The sequence below is a fragment of the Exiguobacterium sp. s11 genome (genome assembly GCF_018619015.1).
Classification (GTDB): domain Bacteria; phylum Bacillota; class Bacilli; order Exiguobacteriales; family Exiguobacteriaceae; genus Exiguobacterium_A; species Exiguobacterium_A indicum.
In genome coordinates, this window is sequence record NZ_JACSNF010000002.1 from 548,634 (window position 1) to 566,171 (window position 17,538).

The window sequence follows — 17,538 nt, forward strand, 5'->3', positions numbered from 1 at the left end:
AGCGGGTCCATTTTATGCGGCTATCTAGTTGACTGCCTTATTTCAAATCGCGTTTTTCTTCCTCTTCTTTCGACGATTTACTTTTTGCGTCGAACTCAGAACGTGTCATGACATCTTCGACATGCATGTTGATTTCGATGACATCGAGTCCTGTCATATCATGGACTGATTTTTTGATTTTCGTTACAGCATCTTGGAAGATCGACGGGATGTTTTTGCCGTACTCGACGATGACTTTTAAGTCGAGTGCGACTTGTCGTTCGCCGACTTCCGCGTCAATGCCTTTTGTGATATCTTCCGTGCTCCGGAAACGATCTGTCAATCCACTCATGAAGCCACCGCTCATTGAGAGGATGCCTTTGACATCATTTGATGCGATACCGGCGATTTTTTTAATGACTTGATCTTCGAATGTGAGTTTGTTTTCGCGTACTACTTCGTTTTCGTTTTGTTTAGTGTTGATTTCGTTAGCCATGAGAAATCTCTCCTTTTAGTGTAAGTTGAATGATTTTTTATTTTCTGTATGCTCAATCCCGTTGAAAGAATTGAATCCATCCCTCGACATCTAGCGCATTGTCCCGCCACTGACCAATCAAGTAACCGATTGTTGCGAATACGATGATCAACAACGTCGGTCCAAAACCGATCGTCAAGAACAAGGTGGCGAGGATCAGTCCGACTAGCCCGCCGAGTAGACGGTAGCGATACGGACGAAGTGCTTCGCTCGTTTTCATGATCTTCCTCCTCTCGTATCTTAGACGACGCGTTCAGACGTTTTCGTCTTCGTGTCACTAATCCGGACGCGTGTTTTTGTGACAGGTAGTTCGAGCAATGATTCGACCGCATTCTTGGCGCGTTCTTGAATGTCTTTTCCGATTGTCGGCAAGCCTTCTTGACCGAAGACGGAACAGTCGACTTCAAGCGCGACGGTTTCTTTTTTCGAGTGAATGTCTGCGTTGACGCGTGGCGAACGTACGCCGTTGATACCGCGAATCGACTCGAGTGCCGTTCGTTCGATCGTTTGCTTAGAGATCGTGATATTCCCGTCACCCGTTTGAATCAGGAGACGTTGTCCTTTTGAACGACTGAGTAGTCCAGTGAATAATAGAATGACAAATACGAATGCTAGGAAGCCACCAAGTGATAAAATCGTGTAGCTATACCATTGTTGATCTTGCCACTGTTCAATCAAAGGACTGAGTCGTGGAACATCATAGACGCCAAGTACAAGAAGACCGACGCTGACTAAACCGAGAATGCCGATCAGAACGAGTAGGAAACGATTGAATCCGTTCATATTACATCTCTCCTTTCTGCCGTTAAATTGTTTTAACGTGATTGTTCTACACATGAAATATTATGTGTATGGTGAGAACATTCCCGCTCAAACGAACTCGAAACATGAAAATGCACTTAGAATGAAAAGACTATTTATTCTGAAAATTTATCTATTTATTAGAAAAATAGTAGATGAAATACGGCTTTACGCATTGAAATCAAGAATGTTACGACGTCTTAAGGGTTTAAGCGTTCGCGAAAAATATCTATCATGAATATTATTCAATGTCAATATAGAAAATCATCTCCATCAAAAAACTCCTCTCATGCGGTCATGAGAGGAGAGACAGACGTTTATTTTTCGATTTTCGGTACTTTTACGATGTAATAGACCGTACTTAAGATCAAGAAAGCGACTCCGATTAAGATCGAGACGCGTGTCTCATCGTTGAACAACATCCCGACGAGCACTGTCAACAGCGCGACGATCGACAGATAGTTCGTCACCGGCGCACCGGGCATCTTGAACGGATGTGAGGCTGTCCGTTCACTTTCGAGTTTACGATACCGGATATGACTGATTAAAATCGCGAACCACGGTACCATCCCTGGTAGTACCGAAGCACTGTAGACATACACGAAGATGTTCGTATCCTTTCCGAGAACAAGTGGCAAGGTGATGTCAAGAATGACACCGAAGAAAATCCCAATTGAAATCGCGAAGACCGTGTAGAATGGAATGCCGCGTTTGTTGACCTTTAAGAAGAAGGACGGCACTTGTCCTTTTTCAGCCAATGCATAGATCATCCGGCTTGCGCTGAAGATCCCGGAGTTACAACCGGATAAAGCGGCCGTGATGACGACGAAGTTGATGATACCGGCAGCAATCGTGACACCGACCTTGGCGAATGTCGCAACGAACGGACTGCCGAGATCCGACAACTCATTCCATGGATACACCGTAACGATGATGAAGATGGATCCGACGTAGAAAATCAAAATTCGCCAGACGACACCATTGATCGCCTTCGTGATGTTCTTCTCTGGATCTTTCGTTTCTCCAGCTGTCACGCCGATCAACTCAACACCGATGTAAGAGGCGAAGACGATCGAGAGCGCAAAGAAGAAGCCGGTGAAACCATTCGTGAAGAATCCACCGTTTGCCCAAAGATTCGAGAAGCCGACCGGGTTTCCGTCATTCCCTAGACCAAAGAAGATGATTCCGAATCCGGCGACGATCATCAGAAGAATCGTTATTACCTTGATTGAGGCGAACCAGAACTCGAGTTCACCGAACATCTTGACGGAAGCGAGGTTCGCGAGCGTCAAGAGAATGATGACGACGACGCCTGGAATCCAAGTCGGTAGCTCCGGCCACCAGAAGCGTAAATAGGTTCCGACAGCGATGACTTCACTCATCCCGACGACGACCCAGTTGAAGATATTACTGCTTGCTGTCAAGAAACCAGCTGCTGGATGGATATAGTCGTTTGCGAACTTTGCGTACGAACCACTGTGAGGATGGGTGTAGACCATCTCACCAAGTGCCCGCATGATGAAAAAGATAAAGACTCCTGCTAGCATGTACGCGAGTAAGACGGATGGTCCCGTCCAAGCAATCGTACTCGATGCTCCAAGGAAAAGACCGACCCCGATCGTTCCTCCGAGTGCAATCATTTGTACCTGTCGTGCTGTTAAATCTCGTTTCAAATTCGAACTCATCATTTCCCCCAAAAAAATTCTGTGACGTCATAATGTTCAGACAACTTGTCCAAATAACTATAACGCTGAGTATACTATCCTCAGATAGAACTCGCTAGTCTTTTTGAAAATTTGGGTTAAAGGTTTTCAAAAGTAAAAAGATTATGAAACAACTGTGTAATGGCTTTCATTTGCCTGCTAAGAGAGAGACAAGTCGCTGACCGAGTTTCCCGAAATATAGGTGTTCCGAGGTCGCTAGTACGATCAAGTCATTACGCATTGTAAGGTCACCTGACAGGGTATTTCCCTGTTCTGTCATGAATCGAATCGAACGAACACTTTCAAAGAGCGTACCTTTCCGTTCGAGTAAATGTGCTTCATCAGAATTTGCGGCAAGCAGAAAATCGTCGTACCGAGCAAACTGAGAAAAGGCGATCGTAGGTGCCTCACAGACGAGATCTTCCTCTTGATCGATACGAATGAAACGGTAATCAGAGTAGTAGAAGAACCAGATTTCTTTTGATGAACAGACGTTTAAGGCGTAACAATCATCAATCGGGTATTGACGGTTTTTATATTTTACTTCGCCCGTATCGTCAAAAGCGACGAGACCAAAGGCACCATTTGAACTGGTTACGGCGTCAGCATAGACACCTTCGTCAAAATAACTGACCCAAATCCACCCTCGTTCATCGATTTGCATGTTTTGAATCCCATCATCTAAACAAAATTGATTGACTAGATTTCCCTGAACATCATAAATAAAGGCATTCGGCAACCACGTTCCGTCTACGTCATCATCGCAACGGGAAGCGACGAGTAACAAACGTCCATCCGGAAATCGATCGACGAGCGAAAAATCAATTTCGCTTTTTTTAACGATCGTCGTCTTACGCCAATCATCCTTCAATTGATGAATGGAAAGGACGTGTTCATTGCGTGCTTCGTCGAGGGTTTCTTCGACGATTAAAATATGTCCGTCGACGGTGATCCCGGTCGCGACAGGATGACCCGCCCGATAGGATGCAGTCAAACGACGGAGTGGAAAATGGGCAAGTGGGGATGTGAGCATGGCAGGACCTCCTGTTTGTTTAAAAAAACAGTCCGTCGTCAGACAGACTGCTAGTAGTTCAAACCGTTCGTTGACGGCGTTTGTAGATGACATAGAAGATGATCAAGACGACGGCAGCGATTAGGACACCGTTCGTGTACGGTGCAGCCACTTCCTTGATCGAGCGCCAGTTCGTTCCGAGCGTTTCACCAAGATACAGGAACAAGATTGACCACGGAATGATCGCAAGCACCGTATAAAGAGAAAACTTCGTTTGATCCATCTTGGCAAGACCTGCCGGAATCGAGATGGCATGACGGACGACCGGGATGAAACGGGCTCCAAAGATGACACCTTGTCCGTACTTTAAGAACCAACGCTCGGCTAAATCCAAGTGATGCTCTGAGATCAAAACATACTTCCCGTATTTCAGGATAAGGGGACGACCGCCGTAGCGAGCGAACCAATATAAGAATAATTGCGAGAATAATCCACCGATGACGGCAGCGACGATAGCGAGCGGCCAGCCGATCGTTCCTTGGGAAATCATGAATCCACCGTAAGAGAGGACGATTTCACTCGGTATGATTTCAATCATCAACCCGAGGGCGATGCCGAAATATCCGAGATCGGCAAGCGAAAGTAAAATCTGGTTGACGACTTGAGATAACACGTTAGACAACTCCTTTGTATCAGTTCATTCCTTTATTTTAGAGAACCGAGGACGAAATGAAAAGGAAAAAAACGGAGACAATTCAAAAGACGGATTCGCGATGACAGCGAATCCGTCTTGTTTTTATAATACGACCGCAGCGATCGTACCGAAGATGAGTAATGGAATGTTGTAGTGCAGGAACGTCGGAATGACCGTTTCTCGCATGTGATCGTGCTGACCATCAGCATTCAAACCACTCGTTGGTCCGAGTGTCGAGTCAGACGCCGGGCTACCCGCGTCACCGAGAGCACCGGATGTACCGATGATGGCAATCGTCGCTTCTAAGCTGAATCCGTACTGGATACAAAGTGGAACGAAGATGGCAGCGATGATCGGAACCGTCGAGAAACTGGAGCCGATACCCATCGTGACGAGAAGACCAATCAAGAGCATGACGAAGGCGGCAACGAGTTGCGAATCGCCCATCAACGCTTTCGAGTTCTCGACGAGAGGCTCGATATCGCCCGTCTTACGCAAGACGTTTGAGAATCCGTTCGCTGAAATCATGACGAAACCGATGAATGACATCATGCGCATACCGCGTGTAATGACGTCGTCGGCTTCACTGAAGCGAACAAGACGAAGCAACAAGAAGAGGATCAACCCCGTCGTCGCAGCGAGAATCATTGATCCGGTCTGTAGTTGTACGATCAAGGTCGCAATGACGACGACTCCACTTAAGACAAGCTTCGTTTTCGTGATGACCGGAATTTCATAATCGTCTGGAGCGATGTCGCGAATCTCATACGTCCGCTCTTTCCGGTAGGTGTACAAACCGATCAAGAGACCAACGACCATTCCGAGTGCTGGAATCGCCATCGCTTCGATGACGGAAGCTCCAGCAGTATCGAGACCATTTGCCTTCAGGTTCTTCAGCAAAATCTGATTGAGGTAAATGTCTCCGAATCCAACCGGTAAGAACATGTACGGTGTCACAAGACCGAACGTCATGATGATCGCTATCCGGCGTCGATCGATCTTAAGCTGAGAAAAGAGACCAAGCAACGGCGGAATGATGATTGGAATGAATGCGATGTGGATCGGCAACACGTTTTGTGAACTGATCGCAAGCAAGAGAATCGCGAACAAGATGAATCCTTTTAATTTTTTGACGGAAGCGGCACTTGCGTTACCACGCGAACGCGCAATCAAAGAGTTAGCAAGTGCATCCGGTAAACCTGTTTTCGAGAGGGCGACGGCAAATGCACCGAGCATCGCGTAGCTAAGGGCGATTTCTGCTCCGTCACCAAGACCACCGGAGAATGCTTTTGTCGTCGCAGTCAGGTCAAGACCACCGACGAGACCACCAGCAAACGAACTGATGACCATCGCGAGCACGATGTGGACGCGGAAGATCGCTAAAATAAATAGTAAAAAGACGGCAAACAATACGGCGTTTATCATTCAGTAAAACCACACTTTCTTTTGTTATCACTGTACTATACTAAAGTATCTTACAGCCATGTTGGAATGCTGTCAAGAGTAAAAGTCTGACCTCGTAATCGAAAGATGAATGATACGCTTTTTAGCTCTCCACAAGAAGTTACATTCTGTTATACCCCGAAGCATGAAGTGAGAAGCGTTTTGATCAATGAAAATGACTCATACGAAAAACGTGCCATCCTTCTCCGTTACGAGAAAATATGGCACGTTATTTTTAAATTAAGACGGAGTAGAATATCCGAATCTATTTGCGTTTCTTCTATAGAGAGTGATCAGCAATCGACGACGTCGAGCTTACCGGTACCCGGATCGATGACGAGTCCGTGGACGTTCGTTCCTGGCGGTAGTAATGGATGGTTCTTCACGAGGCTGACCGAGTGAGCGACGCTCTCTTGAACTGACGTGAAGCCACGCAACCATTGATTCAAATCAACACCTGATACTTCAAGCGTGTGAAGAATCTGTTGGTCGATTCCCCGATCCTTCATCTCGTTGATCATGTGGTTAGGATCAATCGTGCTCATGCCGCAGTCGTGGTGACCGATGACAACGACTTCTTCAGCGCCAAGGGCATACAATGCGACGAGAATCGAGCGCATGACGGAACCGAATGGGTGCGAGAGGATAGCACCTGCATTTTTGATGATCTTCGCATCCCCGTTCTTAAGACCAAGTGCGTGTGGGAGGAGCTCCGTCAATCGGGCATCCATACACGTCAGGATGACGACCTTTTTATCCGGGAACTTATCCGAGACGAACTGCTCATACTGTTTTTCGGCGACGAATCGCTCGTTGAAGGCTAGCATTTCCTGTACAACTGACATTCAAGTGTCCTCCTTTAGTGGTAGCTCTTAATATGTACCCCATATCAGAATACAAGATGATGAAACGGCTATCAAGTCACGAAAATGCGAGGTGTGACAAATCGCACACATCTATGTACATGAAGCAAATTGATGAAAAAGAGGAATTCACAACAGTTGTAAACGCTATCAAAGGTGTGATGGAATTCACAGGATGGTCATGCACAAAACAGGAAAAAGGGGTTATGATTGATTTGTGAAGGAAAGCACAAACTATTGAAAAACAGCTTGGCATTCCTGACATAATGGTTAGCAAATCAAACTCAGATTCGTTCCACGACAGGGAGGAAACCACTCATGGCTGTGAAAGAAAAAACAAAATCGACGGCAACGCCGGTTGAACAAGCAGTTGGACAAATCGTTGAAAAAGGGCAACGCGCATTACAAGAATTACTGACATTCGATCAAGAAAAAATCGATACGATCGTTCGGGATATGGCACTTGCCGGACTTGAACGGCACGTCGAACTCGCTCGTCTCGCGGCAGAAGAGACGGGACGCGGTGTCTTTGAAGATAAGATGATTAAAAACATGTTTGCGACAGAATACATCTACAACAGTCTACGTCATGAAAAAACGGTCGGGATTTTAGAAGAAGATGTCCAAAACGGCATCACATATATCGCTGAACCGGTCGGTGTCGTCTGTGGTGTCACACCGGTCACGAACCCGACATCAACGACGATGTTCAAAGCATTGATTGCGATCAAGACGCGCAACCCGATCGTCTTCGCGTTCCACCCATCGGCACAACGTTGTTCCGTTGAAGCAGCGAAAACACTCCGCGACGCAGCCATCAAAGCAGGGGCACCGAAAGACTGTATTCAATGGGTCGAAGAACCATCACTTGAAGCAACGAAAGTCTTGATGAACCATGAAAAAATCGCCATGGTCCTTGCGACAGGTGGAGCAGGAATGGTCAAATCGGCGTATTCAACAGGTAAACCTGCACTTGGTGTTGGACCAGGGAACGTTCCGTGTTACATCGAACAGTCTGCGAAAGTCAAACGGGCAGTCAGCGATCTTGTTCTTTCAAAAACGTTTGATAACGGGATGATTTGTGCGTCTGAGCAAGCCGTCATCGTCGACCAAGAGATTTATGCGACGGTTCGTGCGGAAATGGAAGCACTCGGTTGTTACTTCTGTACACCGGCAGAAAAACAACGCCTCGAATCACTCGTCATCAAAACCGATACATGTGCCGTCAACGCGGACATCGTCGGGAAACCTGCGACTTGGATTGCAGAAAAAGCTGGCATCGATGTTCCGGAAACAACAGTCATGCTCGTCGCAGAACTCGAGCACGTCGGAGTGGCAGAACCATTGTCTCATGAAAAACTCAGTCCCGTCCTCGGTGCGTACCGCGTCGCATCAACTGAAGAAGCGTTCACGATTTCCGAACAGATGCTTGAAATCGGTGGCCTCGGTCATACAGCTGTCATTCATACGACGAACGATGACTTGATGACAGCGTTCGGACTCCGCATGAAAGCCTGCCGGATCCTCGTCAATAGCCCATCTGCTCATGGCGGAATCGGTGATTTGTACAACGAGTTGACACCATCTCTGACACTCGGTTGCGGATCATACGGGAAAAACTCTGTATCTGAAAACGTGACAGCGAAACACTTACTCAACGTCAAAAAGGTGGCGAGACGACGCGTGAACATGCAATGGTTCAAGGTCCCTGAAAAAATCTACTTCGAAAAGAACTCCGTTCAGTACTTGCGGTCGATGACTGACATCTCACGTGTCATGATTGTCACTGATCCAACGATGGTACAGTTCGGGTATGCCGATAAAGTAATTCAAAACTTACCACAGTCCGTCAGTTACCGGATCTTCGACCAAGTCGAACCAGATCCATCGGTGACGACTGTTCAGACAGGTGCTCAAGCGATGCGTGATTTCAAGCCTGACTTGATTATCGCCCTCGGTGGTGGTTCAGCGATGGATGCTGCAAAAGGAATGTGGCTCTTCTACGAACAACCGAACGAAACGTTCTCGAACTTACGTCAAAAATTCCTCGATATTCGCAAACGGGCGTATCAATTCCCGACACTTGGTCGTCAAGCGAAGTTCGTCGCGATTCCGACGACTTCTGGTACAGGTTCAGAAGTGACACCGTTCACCGTCATCACGGATAAAGAGAAAAACGTCAAATACCCGATTGCTGACTATGCATTGACACCAGACGTCGCAATCGTTGATCCAGAATTCGTCATGACCGTCCCGGCTTCGATCACTGCTGATACCGGAATGGATGTCTTGACGCATGCGACAGAAGCATACGTCTCGGTGCTTGCGAACGACTACACGGATGGACTAGCACTCAAAGCAATCAAGATGATCTTCGACTACTTGCCACGAGCATATGCTAACGGATCAGACGCCGAAGCACGCGAAAAAGTGCACAATGCGTCAACGATGGCAGGGATGGCATTCGCGAACGCCTTCCTCGGCATCAACCACTCGATTGCACACAAAATCGGTGGCGAATTCCACACACCACACGGACGGACGAACGCGATCCTGATGCCACACGTCATTCGCTATAACGCGTCACGTCCAACGAAACTAGCAGCATTCCCGAAATACGCATCATTCGTCGCGGATGAGCGGTATGCCGACATCGCACGCTACCTCGGTCTTCCGGCAGCAACGACGGAACAAGGGGTCGAATCCCTTATCCAAGCCGTTGCTGATCTTGGACAACGTCTCAACATCAAAATGTCATTCAAGGCGCAAGGCATTCAAAAAGCAGACTTCGAGGCAAAACTCGATAAGATGGCAGTCGATGCCTTCGAGGATCAATGTACGACGGCGAATCCGAAGATGCCGCTTGTCGCTGAGTTACGGACGATCATGGAACAAGCATACGAAGGCATCTAATAGAGAAAAAATACCATGGCACCTGATCGTTCAACCGGCTTCTCACTGTGAGAAGCCGGTTTTTATTTTGGAAATCAGTGGAGACAGTCAGAGAAAAGGTGGGATATAATGGCTGTTGAATGAATTTGATGTTTTTGGTTTCGCTGTAGCAGGAATATTCAAACATCAGACATAAAAAGGAGGAAATGGGATGGAGTCAAGGCAAGAAAGGAAACAACGACGGTTTTCCGTCTGGGATGTCCTGTTTGGCGTCCTTATCGGTCTCATCTTTTTCGGTGTCATCTATGGTGTGATGGCATTTTTGACTTCACAAATCACTTCATCCTCAGACTATCAGGATCTCGTGACGCAGATGCAACAGGCGGATGTCTCCTGGAAAGATGCAGACATCACGGTGTCATTGATGCTACTGTTCGTCGGTGGGCTGTCGATCACGATGCCGAGTGCGGTCCGGGAAGGGATTATCAATCAGGTACTCGACGCGAGTTCTGCCGGTGATGTCTTATCGTTGTTTGGAATTGACTTAAAGCAAGTTCTTGCACCACTTACGTTCGATGTCTCTTACGGCACGTTACTTTATTCTGTCTTTGGCATCGGTTTAATCGTCCTGTTATTTTTAGTATTAAGGATTAAGGCAAGTCGTCTTGGGTGGACGATTCGATCGGTTAGTTTCTTCTTAACCGTCGGGATCATCTGGTTCGTCCTTGCCGGACGCGGAAACGACGTGCCATTCCTCTCGTTACAAGACGGCTATGCGATGAGTGGCATCTTACCGCTTCTCGTCGTCAGTTTGCTTGGTTGGATGGCGTTCTTCCCGCAAAAGTTATCCGGTCTGACAGCTGCTGGACGTGCCAGCTTACTGATTTTGATGCTCGCAAGTACGCTTCAACTCGTCTTTACGGTACAGGACGAAGCGGAATATGACGGCGATTCTTCACTACGGACGGCATTGACCGTCGCGAGTCTGAACGCCGGAAGTGGCGGGATGTACGACTGGATCCACGGCGGTCAAGTCGTGTATCAAGCAGACGTCCTTGGAGCGAATGCGGAAATCCCCGTCTCGATGTTGAACGGGGAGACCTCAACGGATCAGCTCAATGACTCGATCCAAAAAGTCGTCGATGGGATCGACACGGACCGGGTGACAGAACAATTGTTGACGTTACTCGGTGGAGAACGTCCGGATTTGTCAGCAACACAATTGAAGCTCGATCCTGTTGATTACGGCGTCGCGCGGCAGACGATCCAAGTGATTGATGCGGAATCGGCAGGAGCGACGCCACCGAATGTCTCCAGTGAGAGTGCGTATTGGGTGTTGTTGCTCGTAACGTTTGCGATCTACTTCGTCTGTAGTATCCGAAGCTTCAAATCGATCATCGATCCGTTCGTCTTTGCGATCGCGATCGGTGTCATCAGCTTCATCGTCAGTCAAGCTTCGTACGTTCAGTTCGCAATGAAATGGCGCAGTGAAGTCTTATTCGAGTTCGCTCAACAGACGGCAGGCTGGACGGTACTATATGCTGCAGGTCTTGCGTTACTTGGTGGAATTCTTGGTTATGTCGTCCGACGGAAACCAGACAAAGCGGTGTAAGGGACGTGGAGTGATGAAGCTCCTCCACTAGGAGAGATACCCTGAATGGGGACGACGAACGTTACTGTCATCCTCGCTTTCCACAGACGAGAGGTAAGTCGCGTATCCTAAACTACGACCGGGTCTTACCTGACCCTGACTTAAGCGAAAACCATGCTTTTTTTTCCTGTAGGAGTCGAGAAGGAACAGTTACGTTCTACATCAAGCATAAACGATACGTTTTCAGGTTCATGACCTGAAATGTATCGTTTTTTTACGTGGTTTATCTCATTTGCACCATCTCCTTTTTTTACCATGTAAACTTGGTTTGTAAAGGGAAAATCAACAATGTTAAGCCAGTATTTGGAATTAGTTAAGTAGGTTAAATAAGACGGATGTCCGACCTATTTGAAAGGACTATTAGCTATAATCGAACCATGCTAAATTAATGAAGCAGTCAAAACATCCTGGGGGGAAATCCATATGAAAAAAGCAACGAAACTCGTCATCGCGTCGACACTGATCGCACCGATGCTCGTACCAGTCGTTCAAGTCAAGACACTTGCTGCCGACAACAGTGTCGTCAAGTTACGCTTCTTAGAAACAACGGATTTACATACGAACTCAATGAACTACGATTACTTCAAGGATGCGCAGGACGAAACGATTGGTCTCGTCAAAGCGGCTACAGTCATCAAAAAGCAACAAGCTGAAGTGGGCGTTACGAATAGCTTCTTGTTCGATAACGGAGATACACTTCAAGGAACGCCATTCGGTGATTACGTCAAGAATCAGTATGACAAAGGAAACAAAGGCAAACATCCGATGTATGAATTGATGGAATACCTCGGTTATGATGCGGTCACGCTCGGAAACCATGAATTCAACTTCGGTCTTGATTTCCTCAAGTCAGCGATGAGTGCTTCGAGCGGTTCAATCAAGTTCGTCAACTCGAACGTATTGGATGCAGTCACGAAAAAGCCGATCGTCGCGGACTACAACAAAGATGGAAAAGACTATCAAATCATCGAACGTCAAGTCAAGGACCAGAACGGTGACATGAAAACAGTCAAGGTGGGTGTGTTCGGAGTCGTCACGCCACAAATCATGGCATGGGATGCGGGGAACTTGACGGGGAAAGTCACGGCTGAAGATATCATCCCGACTGCTAAAGCAACAGCGAAAAAATTAAAAGATGCTGGCGCAGACGTCGTCGTTGCACTCGCACACACAGGTATCGGGGATACGACGGATCAAAAAGATGGCGATGAGAACGTCGGCTACGCGTTGACGAAAGTCGCAGACATCGATGTCTTGATGACAGGTCATCAGCACGGGAAGTTCCCAGCAGCCGATTCAGCGTTCAACAAGCTGCCGAACGTTGACGCGACGAACGGTCTAATCAATGGCAAACCGGTCGTCATGGCAAACACACAAGGGAAAAACGTCGGAGTCATCGATCTTCAGTTGAAGCAAGTCGACGGGAAATGGGTCGTTGATACGTCTGGTGCGAAACTAGCGGACGTGACGAAAGACACGACAGCAGATGCCGGTGCTGTCAAGTTGATCGAAAAAGCACATGAAGGAACGCTCGCTTACATTCGTCAAGAAGTCGGGACGATCAATGATGATATCCAGAGCTTCTTCGCTCTCGCGCAAGACGATGATTCAGTTCAGTTCGTAACGAATGCTCAGAAATGGTATGTCGAGAAACAACTCAAAGAAAATGCCGATCTTGCGAAATATAAAGATCTCCCGTTGTTGTCTGCTGGTGCACCATTCAAGACAGGTGGTCGTAACCAGGTCAACGCATCCGATTACACCTTGATCAAAAAAGGACCAATCGCACTCAAGAACGTCGCCGATCTCTATGTTTATCCGAATACACTCGAAGTCGTCAAAGTAACAGGGGCTGACGTCAAAGACTGGCTCGAAATGTCAGCTGGTCAGTTCAACCAAGTCGGCGGTGAGCAAACGAACTTGTTGAACAAAGAATTCCGCAGCTATAACTTTGATATCCTCGATGGATTGACGTATGAAATCGACATCACGAAACCAGCGAAGTTTGACTATAATGGTGTCGTTGTCAATAAAGACGCAAATCGCGTCCAAAATATCAAGTATCAAGGTAAAGCGATCGCAGACGATCAAGAATTCCTTGTTGCGACGAACAACTACCGCGCAGGCAGTGCGACGTTCCCAGGTCTTGGTGGCGGAAAGAATATCGTCTACAAATCAGCCTACGAAACACGTAATGTCATCTCGGACTTCATCAAAGCGAAACAACCGGTTGACTATAAAGCCGATGACAACTGGTCACTCGTCGCAAGTAAGCCGACGACGGTCAGCTTTGATTCAGCGGCTGCAGCTGCACCGTACGTCAAGCGGTATGAAGGCATCACGAACACAGGTGAAACACGTCCAGGTGAGACAGGTACGTTCCTTAAATTCAATATGAACGTTCCGATGAAAGACTTCACGGTCTCGGCAAAAGCAGTTAAACCGGGTGCAAAAGTCGTTACTGGTCAAGCCGTTCCAGGTGCGAAAGTCACAGTTAAACTTGGCGATAAAGTCCTTGGAACAGCAACAGCAAACGAAGCGGGTCAATACGAAGTCGGAACACGACCGCTCAAATTGCGTGACAAGTTGACGATCGTCTCTGAACTCAGCTTCATGAAGACAGAAACGAACGTCACAGTCGGAACAGGTGTCGTTGCGACACCAGCGATCGATAAAAAGTCAGCAGTCTACGGTTCAACGGTCCTCCGCGGTAAAGCAACGGAAGGTCTTGACGTGACGCTCTATAAAGGATCAACGAAGATCGCGAAAGCGAAAACGACGGCAAGTGGTTTCAAGATTGCGGTCAAGAACGGTCTAACGACAGGTACGTACACGGTCAAGTCGACAGACATCTCGAATAAGATCAAGAAAAAAGCGTCGTTCACGATCAAGAACACGTATCCAGTCAAAAAATGGTCAGGCAAAAAGACGTTGACAGGTAAAGTCGAAAAACGACAAATCGTCCGCCTCTACCAAAAAACAGAAGCTGGTTATCAATTGATCGCTCAAGACGTGGCGGATCAGCACGGGAACTATGTCTTGAAGATGCGTAAGGCATTGACGAACGGCTCGTACAAACTCAACATCTATACAGCGAAAGATCATCTCGATCAGTCACGCTACTTCATCACGAAGTAATATCTCACACGGATGTCTGCATATGCAGGCATCCGTTTCTATTTGGCTAGATATGTGCGTTGTGAGAGTAGAAATCGTTTAATACGTTCGTAGATGGTTGCTTGCTCGACCGTCAATTGATCCGTCGCTTGCGACATATAGAGGCGTGACGTAATGGTAAACACATCGTCTGTGATGAAGGGAAGTCCCATCTCGCGACAGACGGAGACGGGAACGAAGCTGAAATACCGTTGCTGGCGTAAGGCGAGTTGCAGCGAGACGTCATCAATATAGTGCGTGGTATCGGCATAAATGTTCAGTTCCGCCATCTTCAATTGGATGAAGCGGTTGTAATCCTTATTGTGAGAGGGAAACAAAAAGGCAGTTTCGGTTTCATCCGCATAGAGCGCCGTAATCGCTTCTTTCTCTGAATAGGAAGCAGGATAGGTGATGACGATATCTTCCTCCACGATCGGTTCGCTCGTAATGAGCGGGTGCTTGAGTTCCATAAAGCTAATCGAGAAATGGAATTCTTGATGAAGCAGACCGCTTAAAATGTCGCGATTTGAGAGGATGTCCGAGTTGAACAAAGGTGCCGTCTGCGGTAGGAGAAATTCCCGTAGAATCAATTGGATGAAGCGACCATGCGAACTGACAAGACTGAGTGTCGTTTCAGAAGAGGCATCATTTCGTATCATTCTTTCCTGGACCCGTGTCAGCTCGTGTTCGATTTTTTCGACTGATTGCAACAGAAGTCGTCCATTGTCGGTCAAGCTGATTGTTCTGCCTTTTCGATGAAACAACGTCGTGTTCAATTCACGTTCTAGTTTTTTGATCGTCGCACTGAGGGCGGGTTGGCTGATGAATAATCGTTCGGCAGCACGCGTCACGTTCAATTCCTCCGCGACGTGACGAAAATAATTCAAATGTAAGAGTTCCATGATATCCTCCTAACATAACCTATAGGTTATTAAAATATATAAATATATATATTTCTGTTTATGATGAAACCAGTATATCGTAAATACCAGAGGTGATAGATATGAAAATCGGAATTTACGGAGCAGGATCACTAGGAACCATCATGGGAGCTTATTTGAGTCAACAGTATGCGGGTGTCGATCTGATCGATACGAATCGCGCACATATCGAAGCGCTAAACACAACAGGCGCGCATGTCATTGGACCAGATTTGACGCAAGCCGTCCATGCGATGCATCCGGATGACATCACGGAGATGTACGATATCGTATTGTTGCTGACGAAACAGGTCTACAATGAACCGGTTCTGGCGAAAGTCCGGACGATCTTGAAGGAAGACGGTATTCTCGTCTCCTTGCAGAACGGTGTACCAGAAGAATTCATTCAACAACAGATTCCGCGCGAACGCATCATCGCGGGATCCGTCGAGTTCGGAGCGACGTACGTCGGACCAGGTGAGTCACGTCTGACATCGGATTACGAGCACTTCAAGACATATGCGATGCAAATCGGTGAACTGGACGGTAAGAAGACGGACCGGATCATTCACTTGAAGGAAATCCTTGATCACATCGGTGGGACGGAAATCTCTGATAATCTACCGGGAACGAAATGGTCAAAACTCGTCATCAATAGTACGTTCAGTGGGTTATCCGCTGCGTGTAACGGTACGTATGGCGACGTTCTCGATCATCCGGTCTTGCTACGGGCAGCGATCCATACGATGCAGGAAGTCGTTGAAGTCGGTCACGCCCACGGCATCACATTCGCGCCGATGAGTACGTTTGAGCCGGCAGCCTACGCAACACTAGACGATATCGATGAAAAACTGATCACCGTGCCACAATTGATGCACGGGTCGCGTGACTTAGAAGCGAGCATGTTGCAGGACCTACAAAAAGGGCAACCGACCGAAATTCGTTTCATTAATGGGATCGTCACGATGTACGGCAACACGTACGATATCAAAACGCCGTTCAACTCACTCATTCAAGAAATCGTCGAAGAAGCGCAAGCAGCGAAGACGGTTCCAGATTTTGAAACAAGTGTCGCACGCTTTGCCGCATTGTTAAACGCATAAAGGAGGGATTCAGATGAGACAGGAAGATGTAAAAAATATCGTCGCGACACCGATCAATGCACCGGTCTTTCCGGCAGTCGATATCTTCTTTCGGAATCGGGAATACTTGAACATCATCTATGAGACGGACATCGAAGCGTTACAAGCAGTCGTTCCGGAACCGCTCGATGTGCTGAGTAATCAGATCAAGTTTGAGATCATCAATATGCCGGATAGCACAGGTCTTGGGAGTTATCTCGAGTGCGGGCAAGTCATTCCGGTTCGGTATCAAGGAGAGGTCGGTGAGTTTTACCTCTCGATGTATGTCAACAATCAGCCGGCGATCGCCTCTGGTCGTGAAGTGGCTGCGTTTCCGAAGAAGTATGGTTCACCCCGGCTTTATCTCGACAATGATGTACTCGTTGGAACGCTTGACTACCATTCACTCCGTGTCGCCCAAGCGACGATGGGATACAAGTATGTTCCGATGGCGGTCGAAGAGGCACAATCGATCATCAGTGCGCCGCAGTTCATGCTCAAACAGCATCGCGGTTATCAAGGCGAGTTGATCATCTCCGAGCTGACGCGGAGTCAAATCACGGATCTTGAGATTAAAGAAGCATACCGTGGACCGGCGCGACTTCAGTTATTCGAACATGTCATGGCACCACTCGCTGACTTCCCTGTTCGGAAGATCGTCGATGCCCAGCATATCATCGCTGATCTTCGACTTGGTGGACCTGCGAAACTGTATGATTATTTAACGGATTAACGACTCTCTAACATTAACGACCTCCAAAATGGATG

The 17,538-nt window shown here is 47.5% G+C and carries 14 protein-coding genes; 5 read left to right on the forward strand and 9 right to left on the reverse strand.

Features of this window, described 5'->3' with window-relative positions; translation table 11 throughout:
- Positions 1-37: 37 nt before the first annotated feature.
- The 8 genes from KNQ12_RS10460 to KNQ12_RS10495 form a co-directional block, all read right to left on the reverse strand.
- Positions 38-475, reverse strand: coding sequence for an Asp23/Gls24 family envelope stress response protein (locus KNQ12_RS10460; protein WP_050677037.1), 438 nt, complete (start codon positions 473-475; stop codon positions 38-40).
- A gap of 52 nt (positions 476-527) precedes the next feature.
- Positions 528-734, reverse strand: a complete 207-nt coding sequence (locus KNQ12_RS10465; RefSeq protein ID WP_023467890.1) for a DUF2273 domain-containing protein — start codon at positions 732-734, stop codon at positions 528-530.
- A gap of 20 nt (positions 735-754) precedes the next feature.
- Positions 755-1,297 carry an alkaline shock response membrane anchor protein AmaP gene (gene amaP / locus KNQ12_RS10470; RefSeq protein ID WP_023467891.1) on the reverse strand — a complete coding sequence of 181 codons (543 nt, stop codon included), beginning with the start codon at positions 1,295-1,297 and terminating at the stop codon, positions 755-757.
- Between the two features lie 335 nt (positions 1,298-1,632).
- Complete coding sequence (locus KNQ12_RS10475) at positions 1,633-3,003, reverse strand: amino acid permease (protein ID WP_058265276.1); 1,371 nt, start codon at positions 3,001-3,003, stop codon at positions 1,633-1,635.
- Positions 3,004-3,166: 163 nt separating this feature from the next.
- Positions 3,167-4,051, reverse strand: a complete 885-nt coding sequence (locus tag KNQ12_RS10480) for a hypothetical protein (RefSeq protein WP_214747999.1) — start codon at positions 4,049-4,051, stop codon at positions 3,167-3,169.
- A 58-nt stretch (positions 4,052-4,109) separates the two neighbouring features.
- Positions 4,110-4,703, reverse strand: a complete 594-nt coding sequence (uptA, locus tag KNQ12_RS10485) for an undecaprenyl phosphate transporter UptA (protein ID WP_023467894.1) — start codon at positions 4,701-4,703, stop codon at positions 4,110-4,112.
- A 123-nt stretch (positions 4,704-4,826) separates the two neighbouring features.
- Complete coding sequence (locus KNQ12_RS10490) at positions 4,827-6,146, reverse strand: Na+/H+ antiporter family protein (RefSeq protein WP_214748257.1); 1,320 nt, start codon at positions 6,144-6,146, stop codon at positions 4,827-4,829.
- 314 nt (positions 6,147-6,460) lie between these two features.
- A complete protein-coding gene (locus tag KNQ12_RS10495; RefSeq protein ID WP_035397969.1) occupies positions 6,461-7,012 on the reverse strand; it encodes a beta-class carbonic anhydrase in 552 nt (183 codons plus the stop codon).
- Between the two features lie 336 nt (positions 7,013-7,348).
- On the opposite strand from KNQ12_RS10495, the gene adhE reads away from it, so the two are divergent.
- The 3 genes from adhE (at position 7,349) to KNQ12_RS10510 (ending at position 14,711) form a co-directional block, all read left to right on the forward strand.
- On the forward strand, positions 7,349-9,943 hold the full coding sequence (gene adhE / locus KNQ12_RS10500; protein ID WP_214748002.1) for a bifunctional acetaldehyde-CoA/alcohol dehydrogenase: 2,595 nt from the start codon (positions 7,349-7,351) through the stop codon (positions 9,941-9,943).
- Between the two features lie 190 nt (positions 9,944-10,133).
- Positions 10,134-11,534 carry a hypothetical protein gene (locus KNQ12_RS10505; protein WP_214748005.1) on the forward strand — a complete coding sequence of 467 codons (1,401 nt, stop codon included), beginning with the start codon at positions 10,134-10,136 and terminating at the stop codon, positions 11,532-11,534.
- Between the two features lie 462 nt (positions 11,535-11,996).
- Complete coding sequence (locus tag KNQ12_RS10510) at positions 11,997-14,711, forward strand: bifunctional 2',3'-cyclic-nucleotide 2'-phosphodiesterase/3'-nucleotidase (RefSeq protein ID WP_214748008.1); 2,715 nt, start codon at positions 11,997-11,999, stop codon at positions 14,709-14,711.
- A 38-nt stretch (positions 14,712-14,749) separates the two neighbouring features.
- On the opposite strand, the gene KNQ12_RS10515 is transcribed toward KNQ12_RS10510, so the two are convergent.
- Positions 14,750-15,631, reverse strand: coding sequence for a LysR family transcriptional regulator (locus tag KNQ12_RS10515; RefSeq protein ID WP_214748011.1), 882 nt, complete (start codon positions 15,629-15,631; stop codon positions 14,750-14,752).
- 101 nt (positions 15,632-15,732) lie between these two features.
- On the opposite strand from KNQ12_RS10515, the gene KNQ12_RS10520 reads away from it, so the two are divergent.
- Together KNQ12_RS10520 and KNQ12_RS10525 are read left to right on the forward strand one after the other, a co-directional pair.
- On the forward strand, positions 15,733-16,752 hold the full coding sequence (locus tag KNQ12_RS10520; protein WP_214748014.1) for a ketopantoate reductase family protein: 1,020 nt from the start codon (positions 15,733-15,735) through the stop codon (positions 16,750-16,752).
- Between the two features lie 13 nt (positions 16,753-16,765).
- Positions 16,766-17,503 (forward strand): acetoacetate decarboxylase, encoded by a 738-nt coding sequence (locus KNQ12_RS10525; RefSeq protein ID WP_214748017.1) that lies wholly within the window; start codon positions 16,766-16,768, stop codon positions 17,501-17,503.
- Positions 17,504-17,538: the final 35 nt, after the last annotated feature.

Coding starts and splice junctions, on each gene's coding strand:
- KNQ12_RS10460 (WP_050677037.1), bottom strand. CDS start 475: ATGGCTAACGAAATCAACACTAAACAAAACGAAAACGAAGTAGTACGC.
- KNQ12_RS10465 (WP_023467890.1), bottom strand. CDS start 734: ATGAAAACGAGCGAAGCACTTCGTCCGTATCGCTACCGTCTACTCGGC.
- amaP (WP_023467891.1), bottom strand. CDS start 1,297: ATGAACGGATTCAATCGTTTCCTACTCGTTCTGATCGGCATTCTCGGT.
- KNQ12_RS10475 (WP_058265276.1), bottom strand. CDS start 3,003: ATGATGAGTTCGAATTTGAAACGAGATTTAACAGCACGACAGGTACAA.
- KNQ12_RS10480 (WP_214747999.1), bottom strand. CDS start 4,051: ATGCTCACATCCCCACTTGCCCATTTTCCACTCCGTCGTTTGACTGCA.
- KNQ12_RS10495 (WP_035397969.1), bottom strand. CDS start 7,012: ATGTCAGTTGTACAGGAAATGCTAGCCTTCAACGAGCGATTCGTCGCC.
- adhE (WP_214748002.1), top strand. CDS start 7,349: ATGGCTGTGAAAGAAAAAACAAAATCGACGGCAACGCCGGTTGAACAA.
- KNQ12_RS10505 (WP_214748005.1), top strand. CDS start 10,134: ATGGAGTCAAGGCAAGAAAGGAAACAACGACGGTTTTCCGTCTGGGAT.
- KNQ12_RS10510 (WP_214748008.1), top strand. CDS start 11,997: ATGAAAAAAGCAACGAAACTCGTCATCGCGTCGACACTGATCGCACCG.
- KNQ12_RS10515 (WP_214748011.1), bottom strand. CDS start 15,631: ATGGAACTCTTACATTTGAATTATTTTCGTCACGTCGCGGAGGAATTG.
- KNQ12_RS10520 (WP_214748014.1), top strand. CDS start 15,733: ATGAAAATCGGAATTTACGGAGCAGGATCACTAGGAACCATCATGGGA.
- KNQ12_RS10525 (WP_214748017.1), top strand. CDS start 16,766: ATGAGACAGGAAGATGTAAAAAATATCGTCGCGACACCGATCAATGCA.